Origin of the sequence: Blautia aquisgranensis, assembly GCF_040096615.1 — a bacterium.
Lineage (GTDB): Bacteria > Bacillota > Clostridia > Lachnospirales > Lachnospiraceae > Blautia_A > Blautia_A aquisgranensis.
Genome location: NZ_JBBMEJ010000004.1, coordinates 16,442 through 36,129, shown reverse-complemented (window position 1 = coordinate 36,129; position 19,688 = coordinate 16,442). Strand labels below are relative to the sequence as shown.

The following is a 19,688-nucleotide window of genomic DNA, read 5'->3' as shown; positions in this document are numbered from 1 at the left end:
AGGAAACTGCGATTTACAGAAAAATGGTTTCATGGTATCATGGTTTCAGAAAGAAACGTGTACTGTGAAATCATTTTTTGCAATAAGGGGTGAAATGGAATGGGAAGCTATCTGAATCCGGGCAGCGGATTATTTAAAGCCTGTCTGCGCTCCAGAATCTATGTAGATAAAAGCGGATTGATCGCAAAAACAAATGAAGTGCTTGGAACGGAGCAGAGATTTGTCTGTGTAAGCAGACCGCGTCGTTTTGGAAAATCCATGGCAGCAAATATGCTGGCTGCATATTACGGAAGAGGTGAAGACTGTACAGAAATATTTGACAGGCTTAAGATTCATTCAGATAAAAGTTTCCGGGAACATTTAAACCAGTATGATGTGATACGGATCAATATGCAGGAGTTTTTAAGCGCAGCCGGAAATATGGATGAAATGCTGAGACTTCTTCAGAAACGACTTCTTCGGGAATTAAGAATGAATTATCCGGAGTGTATTGACAGTGATTATCTGGTTTTTGCGATGAAAGATGTTTTTTCATATACCAGACATCCTTTTGTGATTCTGATTGATGAATGGGACTGTATATTCAGAGAGTTTAAGCAGGATATGGATGCACAGAAAAAATATCTGGATTTTCTACGTGCGTGGCTGAAAGATCAGGAATATGTAGCATTGGCATATATGACGGGAATACTTCCGGTTAAAAAATATGGTTCTCATTCCGCTTTAAATATGTTTACGGAATATTCCATGATAAATCCCAGAGAAATGGCAGAATTTTTCGGGTTCACAGAAGATGAAGTGAAGGATCTTTGCACTCAGTATAAACGGAATTTTCAGGAAGCACAGGCATGGTATGATGGATATGAGCTGGTTGCAGTGGAGAACGAAAAGAAAAAAACATATTTTATGTACAGTCCGAAATCAGTAGTGGATGCCATGTTAAGTGGTGTGTTTGATAATTACTGGAATCAGACAGAAACTTATGAGGCACTGAAAATTTATATCCGGATGAACTATGATGGCCTTAAAGATGCGGTGGTAAGGATGCTGGCCGGAGACAGAATACAGATTAATACTGGAACTTTTTCTAATGATATGACGACATTTCAGGGGATGGATGATGTTCTGACGCTGCTGGTACATCTTGGCTATCTCAGTTATCACTGGCCGGATAAAACCGTAATGATTCCTAATAAAGAAGTCGCGCAGGAATATATCAATGCAATCAGCACAATGGACTGGAAAGAAGTAATCCGGTCAGTGGAAGCTTCCAGAAAACTTCTTCAGGCATTGTGGAACCAGGATAGTGTGGCAGTAGCGAAAGGAATTGATCAGGCACACAGAGAGATTTCAGTTCTGAAATATAATGATGAGAACTCTTTGAGCTGTACCATCAATCTGGCGTTTTATTTTGCGAGAGAGTATTACACGATCATTCGGGAGATGCCGACAGGAAAAGGATTTGCGGATGTTTGCTTTATTCCGAGAAAATTATATGCAGATAAACCGGCAGCAGTGATTGAACTGAAGTGGGATAAAAGTGCCAGAGGAGCCATTTCTCAGATCAGGGAAAATAAATATGCAGATGCTCTTAAGGACTATCATGGAAATCTTTTGCTTGCAGGAATAAATTATGATAAAAAAACGAAGCAGCATACATGTGTGATTGAAAAATATTATAAAGAATAATAGATGACAAATGCCTTTAAGGCATAAAAGAGAATTTAAACTAAGTATTAGACATAAACAATACAAAGAACTAAAATAGATGTATAAGACAACGACACAAAAAAACAGCGTCGGTCCTATACATCTTTTTTAGTCAGGAGGATAAATCTATGTCAAAAAAATTAGTAGCATTTTTCAGCGCAGGAGGAAATACAAAAAAAATCGCAGAGATGATCGCTGAGGAGGGAAACTGCGATCTTCATGAGATCACTCCGAAGGTAGCCTATACAAAGGCTGATCTGAACTGGATGGATAAGAAGTCCAGAAGCAGTGTGGAGATGAATGACAAGAAATTCAGACCTGAGATCACAGGGGAGGATATCGACATCAGCGCATATGATGAGATCATCCTGGGATTCCCAATCTGGTGGTATGTGGCACCGACTATCGTAAATACATTCCTAGAAGCACATGATTTCGCGGGCAAGAAGATCGTACTTTTTGCAACTTCAGGCGGAAGCGGATTCGGAAACACAGTAAGAGAGCTTGAGCCGTCAGCTCCGGGAGCAGAGATTGTTGAGGGAAAACTTCTCAACAGAGCCGGAAGATCGGAGATCAGTGCATGGGTAAAATCTCTGTAAGAAAACAGAACGTGAAGGCAATATTGCAGTGAAACATTCGTAATACTGATATGTGGAGGAATACAGAAATGAAAAAAATTATACAGACAGCAGGAAGAAATGCTCTGGGCGAATTTGCACCGGAGTTCGCACATTATAATGATGATGTACTGTTCGGAGAGAACTGGAACAATCAGGACATTGATGTGAAGACAAGAAGCATCATCACAGTAGTAGCCCTTATGTCCCAGGGAATCACAGATTCTTCTCTGAAATTCCATTTACAGAATGCCAAGGATCATGGCGTAACACAGAAAGAGATCGCTGCCATCATCACACATGTGGGATTTTATGCAGGCTGGCCTAAGGCATGGGCTGTATTCAATCTTGCAAAAGAAGTATGGCAGACAGCAGAGGGCGATCTTCCATATGAAGATGAGGAGATGAGAGCACATGCGAAATCCATGGTATTCCCGATTGGCGCACCGAATGACGGATTCGCACAGTATTTCAGCGGCAAGAGCTTTCTTGCACCGGTATCCACAAGCCAGGTTGGCATCTTCAATGTAACCTTTGAGCCGGGCTGCCGTAAACTGGATTATGTAGCATAAGAGTGTATAGCGTGTCTGTAGTCTGATTTTTGCCATAAATAAGTACAGGATACACAGAGAATAGAAAAGAATGTGTATTCAGTTAAATAAGAAATAGATAGCTGGTATGAGAGAACAAGGAGTCTTTCATACCAGTTTTTTTGTGGGAAAAGGGATAGGTTGCACAGAATCTGCCAGGAGATTTCAGTAGGTTTGGTGAATAGCTTTCTCCCAGAAGTGTGGTATAGTCTTGTGCTTGGAACAGGAAAACTACACAGAAGGGAGACACCGATATGACAGCACAGCCAGATATCATCTGGAATGAGCAATGCTTGGGGATACGGATAGGAGAACAGGTTTGCACCTATCTGAAAAAGCATGATGCGGAATACCAGAGACTGCAAAATAAAATACTGGAACTTACAGAGAGGTATCCAGTAATAGAAACATTTATGGAGTCGAATCAGGCAATCAGTCTAACGACAGAAGAGCATAAGGCAGTGCATCAATATTTCCGACTGGAAAGCGAAAAGGAAATGATAGAAGAACAGTACCATTTTTATATGGGACAGGCTCAAATGATCTCCTATGGAGCAATGCTTGGAAAAATTAAAAAAGCAATATTGGGAAATGATGACGGTGACACAAAGAAACTGCTGGAGTTGCTGCTGGATACCTGGATTGATGAGGTTGAAGATCAGCTGAAAGAAAATACAGTGTACCAGGGAATGCTTGAAAAAATATCGAAATATGAAGAACAGGTTCAGACAATGGGATTATCAAAAGAAAAGCGAAAAACAATAGACAAATACGTTACTGAAGTTAGTGAGAGATGGATATTATATGCGGAATCTTTATATCAGGCTGGCATGCAGAAAATTCTGGAACTATTAAATTTGTAAAAAAGGGACGGATAAAATGGGGAAGCACGAAAGGAACTTCCCCATTTGTCACTTCTATTCATCTTTGCCATCAATGAGAAATATGTATGAAACCTGAAAGATTTCAGCAATGGCTTTTAATTCAAGATCAGTGACATAACGCTTGTTTGTTTCGATTCTGGTGATTACATTTTTATCCATATCGTAACCAGCTAACTGGAGTTTATAGGCAAGATCACGCTGAGACATATTGTGGGTCTTGCGAAGTTCAATCAATCGCTGGCTAATCAGATTCTTCTCACCAGACTGTGTCCTTGGCTTTGGCATCTTAAATCTCTTCCTCTCTGGTAAAAAGATGGTTTGTCTCACTTTTTGCACCATCTGTATTGATTTTAACGATTGGACAAGGTAGAATCGGTTGTAAAAATGAGACAAAGACAGAAGAGAAGGGAGAAATGTATGGAGCAGGCAAAGATAGAGCAGCTTGCATTTTTATATTTATGTAGCGAGCATGATAAAAGGTTATTACTCAAGAAAGAAAAAATGCAGTTAGCTGATTTTGACAGGCTGACCTATCTGATTTATCATCTTGGTTTTAAGGAATATCATACAAAAGTCTGGATGGAATTTACAGGAGATTTCAAAAAAGAATGGGAATGTTTGAATGCACTCCGGGAAACAGGTGGGAGTGTTGGAAATATAGGCAGTACAAAATCAGAAATCAGACTTCATGAAATATGGATTCAAGATTTTTGCAAAAATGTGTCAACAGAAGTCCGAAGATGGATTCAAGATCTAGATTATAAATAAAAAATATACAGTAGAGCATTTTTATGGTATTATTGTCAATAGAAATGAGTTTGTAAAGTAGATTAACAAGTGAAATTGAAAAGGATTACTCCCAGTAGATTTAATAGTTAATTTAGCAACGGTTCTAGTAGATATTGTGCCTGCGTTCCTTAGAAAATTTATATATAAGTTCAGAGGACGCAGTATTTAAAAAATCAGGAGTGGAATAATGAATCTTTTATCGAAACTTAGTTCTAGTGCAAAAGCCAAAACAATAGAGCCTAGAGAAATTTTTATGACATTACCTTCAAAAGCACCAGGTTATGGATATCCTAGAGATGTTCAAAGCGAAGTATGGAAAAAGTGGTTTGATATAAGAAATGAGAAAAATGTAATTTTAAAAATGAATACTGGTAGCGGTAAAACAGTAGTTGGGTTGATTATGCTTCAGAGCTGCTTAAATGAAGAAAAAGGACCAGCTATATATGTTGTGCCTGATAATTATTTGGTTAAGCAGGTTATTGATGAGGCTAAGAGATTGGGAATTTCTGCAACGGAAGATAAAGATGATTATAGCTATTCAAATTCAAAAGCAATTCTTGTTACTTCTATTCAGACTATTGTAAATGGTTATAGTTATTTCGGGATGAGAGAAGGTGGCAATTACCCTATAGGAAGTATTATTATTGATGATGTACATGCGTGTATGGATAAAATCATTAGTCAGTTTATGATAAAAATTGATGCTGAATCAGATGCCTATAAGGAATTAATTGCTATATTTAGTTCTTCGTTAAAAGACTACAATCCAAAAAACTATATTGACATTGTTGAAATGAAAGATTGTCGAAAAAAAATGCTTGTGCCTTATTGGGAATGGCAGAGACAGCAAGATAACATTTATAGAATATTAACGAAATATGATAATAGTAAGAATTCTGCAATATATTTTGGGTTGCCGTTGATAGAGCGAAGCTTGGAAACAAGTGATTGTATAATTACTGCTTCTGCAATTGAAATATCACCTAAGGGAATTGATTTAGATAAGATATCGAGTCTTGAAGAAGCAAGTAGACGCATATATATGAGTGCAACATTAGCTGATGACAGTGTGTTTGTTTCTGCGTTAGGATTAAATACAGAAGATATGAAGAACATTATTACGCCAGAGAATGCTAATGATATTGGCGATAGACTCATTATTTTTCCAAAGTACGTAAATAGTGATATATCAGAAATTGAGATAAAGGAAAAAATTGAGAAAATAGCTGAAAAGTATAATGTTGTAATACTTGTCCCTTCTTTTTCCAGAGCAAAATTTTGGGATGAACGTGGAATACGAACAGCGACAAAAGATAACATAGATAAAATAGTTGCAGCATTAAAAAGCGGTAAACATGTAGGAAAAATAATTTTTGTTAATAGATATGACGGAATTGATTTGCCGGGTGATGCTTGTAGAATGTTGGTTATTGACGGGCTTCCTCCTTTAAATAGCATTAAGGATAGATATATTCAAAGTGTAGCTCCTCAGAGCACTGTTTTATTAAGGGAACAAGTCCAAAGAATTGAGCAAGGCATGGGGCGTGGAATTCGTTCTAATGACGATGAGTGTTGTATTGTTCTTATGGGTGATGAGCTTACAGATGTGTTATCACGAAATAGAGGAATAGATTATTTTAGTGTAGCGACAAGATGCCAATATGATCTTTCAAAACAATTATGGGATTTATTGGTTAGTGAAACTGGTTCAAAGCCAACAATTGATCAAATATTTGAACTTGCAAATTATTCATTAGAGAAAAATGCAGAATGGGTTGCAACCTGTAAGGAAAATTTGGCTGCTGTCAAATACTCAAATGAGGCAAAGGTAGATGAAAAAATAGTTGCTCAGAGAAAAGCTTTTGAAAATGCTATAAATATGCAGTGGTCTGATGCTGCAAATACTATTAAGAGTGTTAAAGATAAAGAGAAAGACAAAAAAACTAAGGGATATTTATACCAGATTCAGGCTGAATATACCAATAAAATAGATCCGGCACTTTCTCAAGAAGTGCTAAAAGCGGGCAAAAAATTAAATGCAGCTATTCTGTCGCCTATTGCGGGAATACAATATCAAAGAACAATTAATACAATTCCGCAGGCACAAGCCATCAGTACAAATCTAGATGCTGAAAAACTTGGGTTAAATGAACTGTTAGTATATGTAGATGGAATTTTGGCAAATTTATGTATGGGAAGCGAATACGAAAAGTTTGAGGAGGCATTAAGTCAAATAGGAACAATTCTTGGCTTTGTATGTTCAAGACCTGATAAAGAAACAGGAGGATACGGACCTGATAATTTGTGGGCAATTGACACTGGCAAATATTTGGTTATTGAATGTAAAACAGAGGCCACTACTCAAACAATAAAGAAAGATTATTGTAATCAATTATCGGGATCAGTTAATTGGTTTAAGGAGAATTATGTATACCCAAATGAATGTGTACCAATAATGATTCATCCATCTAAAGTTGTTGATGAGGTTGCATCTCCTGATGAAAATATGAGAGTGATGACCGAGAAAGAACTAACATGTTTTAGAAAAAATCTTCGAGATTTCTATAGTACTCTTTGCCAGAACGGAAATCTTAGTGATGTAAATAAAATTAATGAATTGCTGCGTATATATAAACTTAGAAAAGATGATATTGTCAATAGGTATACAGTTAAGTTTGAACGGAAGGATTAAAAGGACAAATTATAAAAATAAACAGCAATGGAATTAGTGCAAAGTTATATTATTTTACAGCACTGATTGACAAATAAAAAATGATGGAATACAGCTATGTGTGTTTATTTGCAAATATACATAGCGGTATTTTTTATTACGGGCAGGGCTCTTCGGGGTTCTGCCCTTTTTCTCTTTTTCCAGACCAAAAGACCACCTGCTGGAAAAGAACAAGAAAAACCAGAAAGGATGTGGTGACTTATCATTATAGGAATTGACCATGGATATTATGCCATAAAAACTCCCCATGTATGTTTCCCGACCGGACTGACCGGATACGATTACGAGCCGTATACCATGCAGAATGTCCTGCAGTACAATGGGAAATTTTATGTGTGTGGAACCGGGCGGCAGACGCTGGTGAGAAGTAAGACTTCCAATGACAATTATTATCTTTTGACAATGGCAGCCATTGCCCAGGAAATCCGCTATCGCCGGGGAGAGCGGAAAACAGATGTAGTTCTGGCAGCCGGTCTTCCACTGGCAAGTTTTGGCAGGGAGAAAAAAGGCTTCCGGGAATATCTGTTTCGGAAAGAGCAGCCTCTGCGTTTCCGGTACGAGGATGAGAGCTATGAGATCCGGATTCAGGATGTAAAACTGTTCCCACAGGGATACTCAGCCCTGGCTCTCCACCCGGAATGTGTTCGGGACGAGCCTTCTGTTCTTCTCGCAGATATCGGTGGCTGGACCGTAGACCTGATGCGGCTGGACAACAGTGTTCCAAATGCCGCTACCTGCCGCAGCCTGGAACTTGGTGTGATCCGGTGTGTGGATGAGATCACCGAGCAGGTACGCAGAAATACCGGACTGTCTGTAACGGATATTCAGATCGAACGTGTTCTGAACGGCCAGAGCTGCAGCATGGACCCGGCCGCAAAAGAAATCATTGTCCGGCAGGGAAGGCTCTACACGGAGAAAATACTGTCTGCAATTATGGAAGCCGGGTTCGATCTGAAGGCAATTCCGTCCGTGATCATGGGCGGCGGAGCCAGCATTCTGAAACGGCACGTGACACCGCAGGACGGGCTGTGTCGGCAGATTTACCTGACAGACGTACACGCCAATGCTTCCGGCTATGAGCGGATTGTGGGGCAGATGTGCGCGAAGTAAAGAGACCCGTTTTCTCGTTCCGCCTGAACCTTGATAACCCAGATCACAAAAAGGCATGGGAGATCCTGCAAAGTGTTCCAGATGGACAGAAGAGCAGCTATCTGGTTCAGGTGATCTTAAAAGATCAGGAAAACAACCAGCTGGAGAAAAGCATCCGGCAGGCAATCCGGGAAGAACTGGCAGGTGTTTCCATTTCTGGCTCCGGGGAGAGTGTTTCAAAAAAGGAAGAAATCCCGTCCCAGATGCTGGATTTTCTCTCCGGGCTTGAGGATGCATTCTGAAAAAGTCAAGTCTTTCCTGGTGATAAAATAGCCAAATTTCAAGCAGTCAAATTAGTATAAATCACGGATTTTTGAAAGGGGTGATGCCTATTGAATGTTATTGGATCTGCATCCTTTGGGAGCTTTTGAGAGCCTCATATTCGTTGGGTATTGTGAATAGCTTTCTGTCACGTTTTAGGGTATGTTGTATGTAGAAAAAAGAAAGGAGAACGAACACAATGGAGATGAAAAACATATGCGGAAAAATCCCGGTAGAGCTGCATGAAAAGCTAAAACTGGAAGTCGAAGAGTTAGGAATCAGCATACCAAAATACCTTGAAATGGTAATCGAAGAACACATGACAAGAAAAGGAGAAAAGGCGAACATGGCAGATTTAAGAACAGTAGCAGTACAGGTAACTGAGGATTTATTTTCCAGACTGAAAGCAGTCCTCGCCAGGAATGGCATGAAACAGAAAGACTTCTTAATCGGGCTTATCGAAGATGCAATCGAAAAAGAAGAAGTCAAATGGAAAGCAGAGTCAGAGGAAGCCGAAGAAACAGAAATGGAAGATCCTGAGACTGCGAAATCAGAACCGGATGAAGAGTCAGTAGAACCTGAAGCAGAAGAGCCTGAGACAGAAGCACTGGAAGCTGAAACAGACGGAGAAATGACAGAACCGGACGAAGCTGAAGCAGATGAAGAGCCGACAGAGCCAGAAAACGAAGAGCCAGCGGAAGCAGAGCCAACAGAACTGGAAACCGAAGAAGCAGAAGAATCTGAGCCAGAGGAAGCGGAATCAGAAGAATAGACATCACAAAACAGAAACCAAGAGACGGAAACGGTGCAGAGAAATCTGCACTGTTTTTTTCGCAGCGAAGGGAGGCTGATAGCCGGAACAATTCGATTTTTTGACCTGTTCAGTGGAATCGGAGGATTCCGAGAAGGGCTGCACAGGGCAGGGGGCTTCACCTGTGTCGGACACTGTGAAGCAGATGCATATGCAGACCACAACTACCGGGTGCTGTTTGATACGGAAGGAGAGTGGTTCTGCAATGACGCAAGAAATATTGAAACAGAACGAATGCCGGACTTTGATCTTTTATGTGCGGGATTTCCTTGCCAGGCATTCTCAATCGCTGGACGAAGGGAAGGATTTGCCGATGCAAGAGGAACCCTTTTCTTTGAAGTTGCCAGACTGGTTGCAGACAAACGACCTGCGTATTTTCTCCTTGAAAACGTACCCGGTCTGCTTTCGCATGACAAAGGGCAGACGTTTCACACCATCCTCAGTACGCTATCTGAACTGGGGTATCATGTCGAATGGAAAGTGCTTAACAGCAAGGATTTCGGAGTCCCCCAGTCAAGGAAGCGGGTGTATATTGTCGGATATCTTGATGGAAGATGTGCCGGAAAAATATTACCTTTCCCAAAAGCAAATGGAACAGCTCTTATACAAGTCCATGCTGGCAAACAGGGAGAAAGAGTCTACGCAGAAGAAGGACTGAGCTGCACGCTGACCAGCGGGGCTGGTGGTATGGGCGGCAAGACCGGATTATACGAAGTTGGTATCCCAATCAAGGAAAACACCCGAAAAGGATACAAGATGGCCTACGAGGGGGACAGCATCGATCTCGGATATCCGGGAATCAACAGTCGCAGGGGGAGAGTCGGGCATGAGATCGCCCATACCCTGACGACCGGAAACCAGCAGGGAACACTGCATTTTGTAGATATCTCCCCTCCGCCGCTGGTGACAGACGTTGCAAGATGTCTGAATACCAGACAGGATTCCAGCATCCATAACCACAGAGGCGAAAGTTCCGGGGTGCTGGTGGAAGAACCGCCAAGGGCAGTGCTGACACCGGCCAAGGAAAAAGTCCGCCAGAATGGAAGAAGGATGAAAGAACCGGAAGAGCCAATGTTCACCATTACGGCAACTGACCGTCATGGAGTGATTTACCACGGCAGAATCCGCAGGCTGACGCCAAGGGAGTGTCTGCGGCTGCAGGGATATCGGGATGGTCAGATTTCCAAGATGGAAAAAGAAACATCGGATAACCAGCTTTACAAGCAGGCCGGTAATGGTGTCACTGTCAATGTCATTGAAGCAATAGGCAGAAATTTGAAAGCAGTAGATGAAGAGATCCAAAGCGGCTCACCTGTTCCAGAAGCGAAGGGTGGGTGAAGCAGATCGACCTAAAAGACCAGTATTTTGGTACAGAGATTGAGATGACAGGTATCAGCCGCTATGATGCGGCTGTTGCGATTGGAAGAATGTTCGGAACAGAGCCATATCATATCCGTTCTTACGATTCCTGGTGTGTAAAAGATTCAGATGGAAAAACGTGGAAATTTTCAAGAGACAGCAGTATCGACTGTGAAAGGCTGGCAAATGGTACTGTAATAGATGCCGATGGAGATTATTCGACAGAAATGGTATCCCCGAAATTGGAATATTCGGAAATGGGGAAACTCCAGGAAGTGGTGCGGTGTGTCAAAAACGCAGGTGCTTTTGTCAATTCATCCTGTGGCATGCATGTCCATGTGGACGCATCCAATCATACACCAAGGAGTCTGAAAAATGCACTGACGATCATGTACTGCAAAGAGGATATTCTGTTCAAAGCCTTAAATGTACAGACGAGAAGGGAAGATGAGTATTGCCAGAAAGTCCGTCCTATGGTATTGGAGAAGATCCGCCGGATGCCAAACAGCACCATCACGATGGAAAAATTCAAAAGGGCATGGTATGAGGGAAATGACGGAAGCTCCGAGCATTACAACTGGACAAGGTATTATGCCTTAAACCTACATGCTGTTTTTTCCAAGGGAACACTGGAATGGCGTTGTTTTGAAAGCACCCTCCATGCAGGAAAAGTCCGGTCGAATATCACACTGGCACTTGCCATATCCGCACAGGCGATCAACCAATCTTGTACCCATGCAAAAAAGACGGAGATCGGGGATAACCCGGCATTTACGTTCCGCACCTTTCTGCTCCGCCTCGGATTGATCGGGGACGAATACAAAAATGTGCGGAAGCATCTGCTTGCCAATCTGGACGGGGATAAGGCATGGCGGTATGACAAAAGTACCTATGCCTGTCTGCAGAATCCAAGACGGACAGATGATGCGAGATAACAGAATAATGAGAACAGACAGGCCGGGTGGAAACATCCGGCTGTTCTTATGCAAAATGAAGAAAAAGAAGAAAGAGGTAGAAAACATGAAGAGTAAATATCGATTCAGGCGAATCCTTTCAGGGGTGATGGCGGCAGTCACCATCTTATCCACGGTCATTTCACCGCTGACGGTGTATGCTTTGGAAGAGCCGAAAGCGGCGGAACCGCCAGCGTATGAATCCGTAAAGGATCAGCTGGATGAAAATGAAGTGGTAAAAGCCACCGATCTGGAGCTGGAAGTCGGACAGGACTTTGATGTTTCCACGGATTTTACAAATTTGGAAATCAAGGACGAAAGCAAAGTCAAAGTGACATTCCAGAAAGCAGAGAATGACGCCGGGGAGAACTTCAGCACCAGCCATGCAGACACTTACCATGCCGTTTATTATGTGGAGCCAGTCAACCAGAACCACCCGGTTTATCAGATTGGGAGAAACCTGATCGTAAAAGAGCCTGTGACAGCAGCTCAGAGTGAACCGCAGACAGAACAGGCAGTTACCGAAGAGGATACAGGTTCTGATGATGAGGAAGCTGCCTCGCAGGAAGAAACTGAGACAGTGCCTGTAGAGACAGAAATTGTTGAGCCGGAGACAGCTGAATCTGAAACAGAAGAACCGGAAGAAACAGAACCCAAATTTCAGGACGGACTTTCCGAATCCGAGTTTGATGCTGCATTAGAGGAATCCGAAACGGAAAATACAACCGATGAAGAATCCGGGCTGACACTCAGCGATGTTCTGGAGCAGGCAGGGGAACAGGATATTGACCTGATGGCAATGGAAGATGGGGAAACCGTTTCATTCACAGCAGTCAATACCAGTACAAGAGCAACACAGGACGTAGATGTGACAAGAGGGGCTGCATACTATTATGCAGACTACGGTCTGGGTTCCTATGTAACTTATAAATATACCGTAAAATTTGGAAACGTGTCTGCAACTGCCTACTGTGTGCAGCCGTCCAAGGCAGGACCTGGGGATGGTGTCTATAAGATCACCAAACTGGGTGACAGCAAAGCACTGGCAAAAGTATGCTACTACGGCACAAAAGCATCCGGCGAAAATGGATTTTTCTCAGAGAAACATCCTGATTTTTCCGCTGGAAAACAGTTTATCATTGTCCATCTGGCTGCGTCTTATGCCAATAACAGTAGTGACGCTTTTTCCGGTACGAATGCAACCGGACAGGCTCTGGCAATGGAACTCTACAATTATTGCATGAGCCAGCCGGAGATACCGGAAGTGGACATGAGTTTCTCCAATGCAAATGTTACCGCATATATCAGCGGCAACAGCCAGAGAACAGAAGAGATCACCTTCAAGGCATCCGAACTGCAGACCATCACCATGAAGCTGCCGTCCGGTGTCAAACTGCATAATGTGACAACGGGAAAAACAAGCAGTGCAGGTGCATCCGTGGAGATCTGCGGCGGTACCAAATTCTACTTATCTGCACCGCTGACACAGGCAGTGAATGTCAAAGGGGAATGGTCTGTCACCATGAAGGGAAGCATCATCAAAGATTATTCCGCTTATAAGATCACAACCGGAAGCGAGACACAGGACCTTGCCCTGGTATTTGGCGAGGGTGTGACCGATGAGAAATATGTAGATTTTAAAGTATCATGGGTAAAACAGGCAACTCTGGAGATCGTAAAGAAAGACCGTAAGAGCAACAAAGCCATCGCAGGTGCAGTTTATGGCGTTTATAGTGACAAGGATGGAAAGAACCTGATCACAAAGATGCCGGCCACAGATGCCAACGGAGCTTCCAGCGTTACGATCACCAAAACACAGGATACCGTATACCTGAAAGAGATCTCCGTACCAAACGGATATCTGCTGGATACCAAAGCCTACGATGTGAAACTGGTCATCGGGGATACCGTAAAACAGACCGTTACCGATGCAGAGCAGATGGCAAGCCTGACCGTTTACAAATTAGGCGAAGTCCTGACCGGAGCAAAGGTGACCGATGATGGTGTTTCCTTTGTTTATACAGAGCAGAAACAAAAAGGCGCGGTTTACAACGTTTATGCTGCAGAGGAAATTGTATCCGCAGACGGAACAATCATCTACAAAAAAGATGCACTGGTTAAAGCCGGACTCACCACCGGGGATGACGGAAGTGCCACACTGGATAAGCTATATCTGGGGAAATATGTGGTAAAAGAAATGCAGGCACCACAAAATCTGGTATGCACTGGTGAAAGCCAGGAGATCACCCTTTCCTATGCCGGAAGTAATGTGGAAAAGGTCATGGGAAGCGTGACATTCAAAAATGACCGCCAGAAAGCAAGCGTGAGTGTATACAAACAGGATAAAGAAACCAGAAAATATCTTCCGGGCGGCACTTATGGTCTGTATGCCGGAAATGACATCAAAGCAGCGGACGGAACCATTGTGGTCAAGAAAGATACTCTCATTGAGAAAGCAGTGACCGGAACAGACGGAAAAGCCGTATATCAGGCAGACCTGCCAATCGCCAACAGCTACTACATGAAAGAGCTGGGTGCACCAGCTGGATATGTGAGAAACGGCGAGGATGTGTACTCCTTTACCTTCCAGTACACAACAGACAAAGAGGCAACGGTTTCTTTCAACCATACGTTCCAGAATGAGCGGATCAATGCGAAGATCAAACTGGTAAAAGAGGATTCCGAAACCGGAAAGACCGCACAGGGAGATGCAACACTTGAGGGTGCTGTTTACGGATTGTATGCCCGTGAAGATATCGTACATCCAGATGGACAGACAGGTGTTCTTTACCCGGCAGGAACACAGATTGCAACCCTGACTACGGATACAGAGGGAAATGCAGAAGTCGCAGACCTCTATCTCGGAAAGTATTACGTTAAAGAACTGACTCCGCCTGTCGGATATCTGGCAGACACGGAAGAACATGATCTGGAGTGTAATGACGAGGGAGATCTGGTTCAGACGGTAGAACGTACCGCAACTTCTCTGGAAGATGTGATCAAACAGCCGTTCCAGGTCATTAAAGCAGCCAACAATGGTAAGACCGATGCCGATCTGTTAAAAGGTGTGGGATTCAGTGCATATCTGGAGAGCAGCCTGAAGAAAAATAAGGACGGTTCCTATGACTTTGCATCTGCTACTCCGGTCGTGCTGACCGCAGACGGACAGACAGAAATGTTCACGGATGAGCGTGGATATGCATGCTCCATTCCGCTTGCATACGGAACCTACATTGTAAGGGAGACCACCACACCGCACAACTTCAAACCAGTCGATGACTTTAAGGTTGTGATCTCGGAAAACAATCCGGATCAGCCGCAGGTATGGCGTGTGCTTCTGGACGAAGAGTTTGAAGCAAAATTAAAGATCGTCAAAAAAGATGACGAGACAAAGAAATCTGTCCTGGTTCCGAATACCGAGTTTAAAGTATACAATCTGGATAATAAGAAATATGTGGAACAGGTGACCACCTACCCATCTACTACGGTACATAAATCTTATTTTACGGATGAGAATGGATACCTGATCCTGCCACAGAATCTGGCTTGTGGAAATTACCGCATCGAAGAAGTGACTGCACCGGATGGATACACCCACAGTGCCAATACCGTGGAAATCAAGGTAGACAGCGATACCGCATACCAGGAAGATCCGGTCAGCGGTGACCTGATCATCGAGGTGGAATTCGAGAACCACCCGGCAAAAGGCAGACTGACCATCCACAAGGAAGGAGAAGTAGTCAAAGGTTTTGACAAGGATTTCACCTATGAGGAAACCAACCTTGCAGGAGCCGTGTTTGAGGTTTATGCCGCAGAAGATATCTATACCGCAGACCATCAGAAAGATGAGAACGGCAACCGTTATCTGGAATATGCCAAAGACACACTGGTGGCAACGGTGACAACTGATGAAACCGGAAGTGCCGTAATCGAGAATCTTCCGCTCGGAACATACCGGGTAGAAGAGAAAAAAGCACCGGAAGGCTACACCTGGAATGCCAAAGGGGAAGAGGTAACCTTTACCTATGCCGGACAGGATACCCCGGTCGTAGACGAAGAAGTGACATTTAAAAATGAACGCCAGAAAGTAAGCATCACCGTGGAAAAACAGGACGCAGAAACCGGAAGCGTGGTAGCCGGAGCTGTATTTGGACTTTACAATAAGAAGGAAATCAAATCAGGCAACAAGGTCATCGTGAAAGCAGATACCTTATTACAGGAGATCACAAGCGATGAAAAAGGACAGGCACACTTTACCCTGGACCTGCCGCTTGGAACTTATTATGTAAAAGAGATTTCCGCACCGGACGGTTTTGTATCCTCTGATGAGGTACTGGAATTTGATGCCACCTATCAGGGACAAGACATCCAGACCATTAAACTGAAATCGATTAAGAAGAACCAGCCGACGACCATCGAGGTGACAAAATCCGATCTGACCACAGGCGTGGAGTTGAACGGAGCATCCCTTTCTGTTCTGGATGAGGATGGAAACGTGATCGACAGCTGGACTTCCGTAAAGGATGAGCCTCATGTGATCAAATATCTGACTGTTGGAAAAACCTATATCCTCCGTGAATCCCTTGCACCGCATGGTTATTTAAAGACTACGGATGTGAAATTCACCATCGAGGATACCGCAGAAATACAGAAAGTGGAAATGCAGGACCATGTACCGAAAGCACTGCTGATCGTAAACAAGAAGGGCGAATTCCTCGATAAGATCACCCTGCTGGATAACGTCAAAGGTGTTGTGGAACATTTCTTTGAGTACATTACAGGAAGCCTGACAGACGTTACCTTCGAAATCCGTGCTGCCGAAGATATCAAAGCAGCTGATGGCGTAAGCCCGGACTATTATTCCAAGGACGAACTGGTAGCAACTGTAACTACCGATGCAAACGGTGTTGCAGAAGTATCTGACCTTCCGGTTGGAAAATATTATGTCAAAGAGGTAGGCACAGCATATGGTTATATCCTGGATGAAGAACCACGATATGTAGATCTTTCCTACCGCGATCAGGATACCCCGGTTGTCGTATACGATGAGGACTGGCAGAACAACCGCCAGAAGGTGAAAGTGAACGTCCTGAAGAAAGAAAAGGATACCGACCGTGTATTAAAAGGCGGCATCTTTGGATTGTACACTAGGAACGACATCCTGTCCGCATCTGGAAAGGTGCTGATGGAAGCAGACACCCTGATCGAGTTAAAAACAACAGATGTAGATGGAAAGATTTCCTTTATTGCAGACCTGCCGATTGACGGAACCTATTATGTGAAGGAGCTGTATGCACCGGATGGATTTGTCACCACCGGAGAAGAACAGGAATTTGTTTTTGAGTACCAGGGAGACAAAGAAGCAGAAGTGTCCTATGAGTTCGTATTTGAAGATGAGCCGACAACCGTGGAACTTTCCAAAACCGATCTGACCACAGGCGAGGAACTGCCGGGAGCCAGATTACAGCTGACGGATGAAAACGGGGCTGTTGTTGAGGAATGGACATCCACCAAGGAGCCGCACATCATCAAAGAACTGGTTGTAGGAAAATCGTACACCCTGACAGAAACCAAGCCGGCCGATGGATATGCCACTGCGGAAAGCATCACATTCACCGTGGAGAATACTGTAGAGATCCAGAAACAGGTAATGGAAGATGATGTGACCAAAGTGGAGATCAGCAAAACGGATATTACCGGAGATAATGAGATCGAAGGAGCCAAACTGACCATCACAGATGAAAATGGCAATATCGTAGAAACCTGGACTTCCGGTAAAGAGCCGCATTACATCGAAAAACTTCCAATCGGTAAATACACCCTGAAAGAAGAGCAGGCTCCAAACGGTTATGTCGTTTCGGAAGAGATCACCTTCGAGGTGGCAGACACCGCAGAGATCCAGAAGGTAGCCATGAAAGATGATACCGCAAAGGGACGTCTGATCATTGAGAAAACGGACAAGGATACCGGAGCTGCACTGAAAGGTGCGGAATTTGAATTGAGGGATGCCGATGGCAAAGTGGTAGAAACCCTGACCACTGATGAAAACGGTCATGCAACCAGCGGACTGCTTGCAATCGGAACTTATAAGGATGGCAAATTTGATAAGGCAGCCATTTATTATCTGGTTGAGACCAAAGCACCGGAAGGATATCAGATGGATGAGACCAAGCATGAAGTGACATTTACTTATGTAGATGACAAAACCCCAGTGATTGAAGTCATCCAGAAAGTGACGAACGAGAAGCTGCCGGAGGACACCCCGTCTGTAAGTAACCCGAAAACAGGCGATGACACCAACCTCTGGTTTCCGGCCCTGTGCCTAATCCTTTCCACAGGCGGTCTGATCGGCATGGGTGTGGCATCCAGAAGAAAGAAGAAAAAAGGGGGCAGATAGGCTGAAACAATTATATTTTGCGTATGGAAGCAACATGGATCTGGACCAGATGGCATATCGGTGCCCAAAGGCGGAGATGGTAGAAACCGTCCGCCTGGAGGGGTATCGGCTGACCTTTGCAGCCGCAGGAAGCGGTCTTGCCACCATCTTCCCGGAAGAGGGAAGCCATGTGGACGGCGTCCTCTGGTCACTGACCGGGGACTGCGAAAAGAGCCTGGATCTTTATGAAGGCTATCCTGATTTTTACGACAAACAGGAAATCACCGTCAAGAATAAAGGCGGAAGAGAGATCAAAGCCATTGTCTATATCATGACAAAAGATTACATGCAGAACTTTAATCCGCCCGGACGGTCGTACCTGACCGGAATCTTAAAGGGCTGCAGACAGAACCAGATTCCGACAGAGCCGATCCTGAAAGCAGCCAGAAAACCGCCTGTGCCGGGACAGACGCAGAAAAGCCAGCCAAAGAAGCAGAGGAAAGCCGGACAGGAACGATGAAAATCGCGAAAAAACTTTTTCAAACGGTATGCCTTGCAGCACTTTTCTTAAGTGCCGGGTTCCTGCTTTACCATATGGTATATCTCCCAATGGAGAACAAAAAGCTGGTGGCAGAGCTGAAAGGGAATTTCCCGGAGCCGGAAGCTCCGGGAGCCTCAGGATCTGAAAAGAAAGAGCAACCAGCTGGGAGAAAATGCCCGGTGGCTGCGGTAGACCTTGTTTCTCTCCAGGAACAATACCCGGATGTGCAGGGATGGCTGACCATACCGGATACCGGGATTGATTACCCGGTGCTTCAGTCCGAACAGGAGAATGGGGAGTTTTACCTGAAACGGAATTACAAAAAGGAATATGACATCAACGGAAGCCTGTTTTTACAGGCAGACTGTAAAGTGTCCGAAAGCAGGAATCTCATCATTTACGGTCACAACATGAACAGCGGGGCGATGTTCGGAAACCTGGACTTATATGCAGGGGAAGATTATTATAACGCCCATCGTTTTGCTTATCTTCAGACAGAGGACGGCATTCAGGAGTATAAGATTGTCACGGTACTGAAAGCAGACCGGAATCTGTTCCCGTTCCAGCAGAAACTTCCAGATGTGGTGGCCGTGCAAGAGTACCTAAAAGTAGCCAAGCGGAGGGAAGTGTTCGAAACCGGAGATGATTACCTGAAGTGTATATACGATAAGGTTTTGACGCTCGTCACGTGTTCATATGAATGGAGCGGTGCCAGGAATATCGTCCTGGCGGTGCCGGTTTCCGGGGCAGTGTGGAGTCAGAAGTGTTCGTAAGTACCCGAAAAGTGCAGAAAATGAGACAAATAATGACCGCATGGGCAGGGATGTGTTCAAAACAGGGGAGTATATAAAGGGTGTATGCCAGGTGTATTCAGATGGAAAATGTGTTCAAAAGTGGAAACTTTGGTAAATACTCTA

14 protein-coding genes and 1 pseudogene are annotated in these 19,688 nt (G+C 43.8%); 14 read left to right on the top strand and 1 reads right to left on the bottom strand.

Going from position 1 to position 19,688, the window contains the following annotated elements; translation table 11 throughout:
• Nucleotides 1–99 precede the first annotated feature (99 nt).
• From WMO28_RS04750 to WMO28_RS04735, 4 genes and pseudogenes are all read left to right on the top strand, one after another.
• Nucleotides 100–1,689: an AAA family ATPase gene (locus tag WMO28_RS04750; protein WP_349056198.1), complete on the top strand. Its 1,590-nt coding sequence runs from the start codon at nucleotides 100–102 to the stop codon at nucleotides 1,687–1,689.
• Between the two features lie 149 nt (nucleotides 1,690–1,838).
• Complete coding sequence (locus tag WMO28_RS04745) at nucleotides 1,839–2,309, top strand: flavodoxin (RefSeq protein ID WP_178645246.1); 471 nt, start codon at nucleotides 1,839–1,841, stop codon at nucleotides 2,307–2,309.
• A gap of 68 nt (nucleotides 2,310–2,377) precedes the next feature.
• A pseudogene (locus WMO28_RS04740) lies at nucleotides 2,378–2,878 on the top strand (carboxymuconolactone decarboxylase family protein); the annotation flags it as partial.
• 293 nt (nucleotides 2,879–3,171) lie between these two features.
• Nucleotides 3,172–3,780: a DUF6664 family protein gene (locus WMO28_RS04735; protein WP_055147690.1), complete on the top strand. Its 609-nt coding sequence runs from the start codon at nucleotides 3,172–3,174 to the stop codon at nucleotides 3,778–3,780.
• A gap of 54 nt (nucleotides 3,781–3,834) precedes the next feature.
• Here WMO28_RS04735 and WMO28_RS04730 read toward each other — a convergent pair whose 3' ends face one another.
• The gene (locus WMO28_RS04730) at nucleotides 3,835–4,086 is read right to left on the bottom strand and encodes a helix-turn-helix domain-containing protein (RefSeq protein WP_015513363.1); all 252 of its coding nucleotides are present in this window, start codon (nucleotides 4,084–4,086) and stop codon (nucleotides 3,835–3,837) included.
• 132 nt (nucleotides 4,087–4,218) lie between these two features.
• Between WMO28_RS04730 and WMO28_RS04725 the strand changes: the two genes are divergently transcribed.
• The 10 genes from WMO28_RS04725 (at nucleotide 4,219) to WMO28_RS04680 (ending at nucleotide 19,544) form a co-directional block, all read left to right on the top strand.
• Nucleotides 4,219–4,569 carry a hypothetical protein gene (locus tag WMO28_RS04725; protein WP_227234671.1) on the top strand — a complete coding sequence of 117 codons (351 nt, stop codon included), beginning with the start codon at nucleotides 4,219–4,221 and terminating at the stop codon, nucleotides 4,567–4,569.
• Between the two features lie 208 nt (nucleotides 4,570–4,777).
• On the top strand, nucleotides 4,778–7,282 hold the full coding sequence (locus WMO28_RS04720) for a DEAD/DEAH box helicase family protein (protein ID WP_161208638.1): 2,505 nt from the start codon (nucleotides 4,778–4,780) through the stop codon (nucleotides 7,280–7,282).
• 240 nt (nucleotides 7,283–7,522) lie between these two features.
• Nucleotides 7,523–8,431 carry a ParM/StbA family protein gene (locus tag WMO28_RS04715; RefSeq protein WP_161208660.1) on the top strand — a complete coding sequence of 303 codons (909 nt, stop codon included), beginning with the start codon at nucleotides 7,523–7,525 and terminating at the stop codon, nucleotides 8,429–8,431.
• Nucleotides 8,419–8,712, top strand: coding sequence for a hypothetical protein (locus WMO28_RS04710; RefSeq protein WP_006428275.1), 294 nt, complete (start codon nucleotides 8,419–8,421; stop codon nucleotides 8,710–8,712). Before WMO28_RS04715 ends, WMO28_RS04710 begins: the two co-directional genes overlap by 13 nt.
• 218 nt (nucleotides 8,713–8,930) lie before the next feature.
• A complete protein-coding gene (locus tag WMO28_RS04705) occupies nucleotides 8,931–9,503 on the top strand; it encodes a hypothetical protein (protein WP_349056197.1) in 573 nt (190 codons plus the stop codon).
• Nucleotides 9,504–9,578: 75 nt separating this feature from the next.
• Entirely contained in the window at nucleotides 9,579–10,880 is a 1,302-nt protein-coding gene (gene dcm / locus WMO28_RS04700) for a DNA (cytosine-5-)-methyltransferase (protein ID WP_302471993.1), read from the top strand.
• Between the two features lie 5 nt (nucleotides 10,881–10,885).
• Nucleotides 10,886–11,836 carry an amidoligase family protein gene (locus tag WMO28_RS04695; protein WP_071849528.1) on the top strand — a complete coding sequence of 317 codons (951 nt, stop codon included), beginning with the start codon at nucleotides 10,886–10,888 and terminating at the stop codon, nucleotides 11,834–11,836.
• Nucleotides 11,837–11,921: 85 nt separating this feature from the next.
• Entirely contained in the window at nucleotides 11,922–18,251 is a 6,330-nt protein-coding gene (locus WMO28_RS04690) for a SpaA isopeptide-forming pilin-related protein (RefSeq protein ID WP_349056196.1), read from the top strand.
• Nucleotide 18,252: 1 nt separating this feature from the next.
• Nucleotides 18,253–18,750: a gamma-glutamylcyclotransferase family protein gene (locus WMO28_RS04685; RefSeq protein WP_082426267.1), complete on the top strand. Its 498-nt coding sequence runs from the start codon at nucleotides 18,253–18,255 to the stop codon at nucleotides 18,748–18,750.
• Nucleotides 18,747–19,544: a class B sortase gene (locus WMO28_RS04680; RefSeq protein WP_278592360.1), complete on the top strand. Its 798-nt coding sequence runs from the start codon at nucleotides 18,747–18,749 to the stop codon at nucleotides 19,542–19,544. The genes WMO28_RS04685 and WMO28_RS04680 overlap by 4 nt, the downstream gene beginning before the upstream one ends.
• The last annotated feature ends 144 nt before the right edge of the window (nucleotides 19,545–19,688 follow it).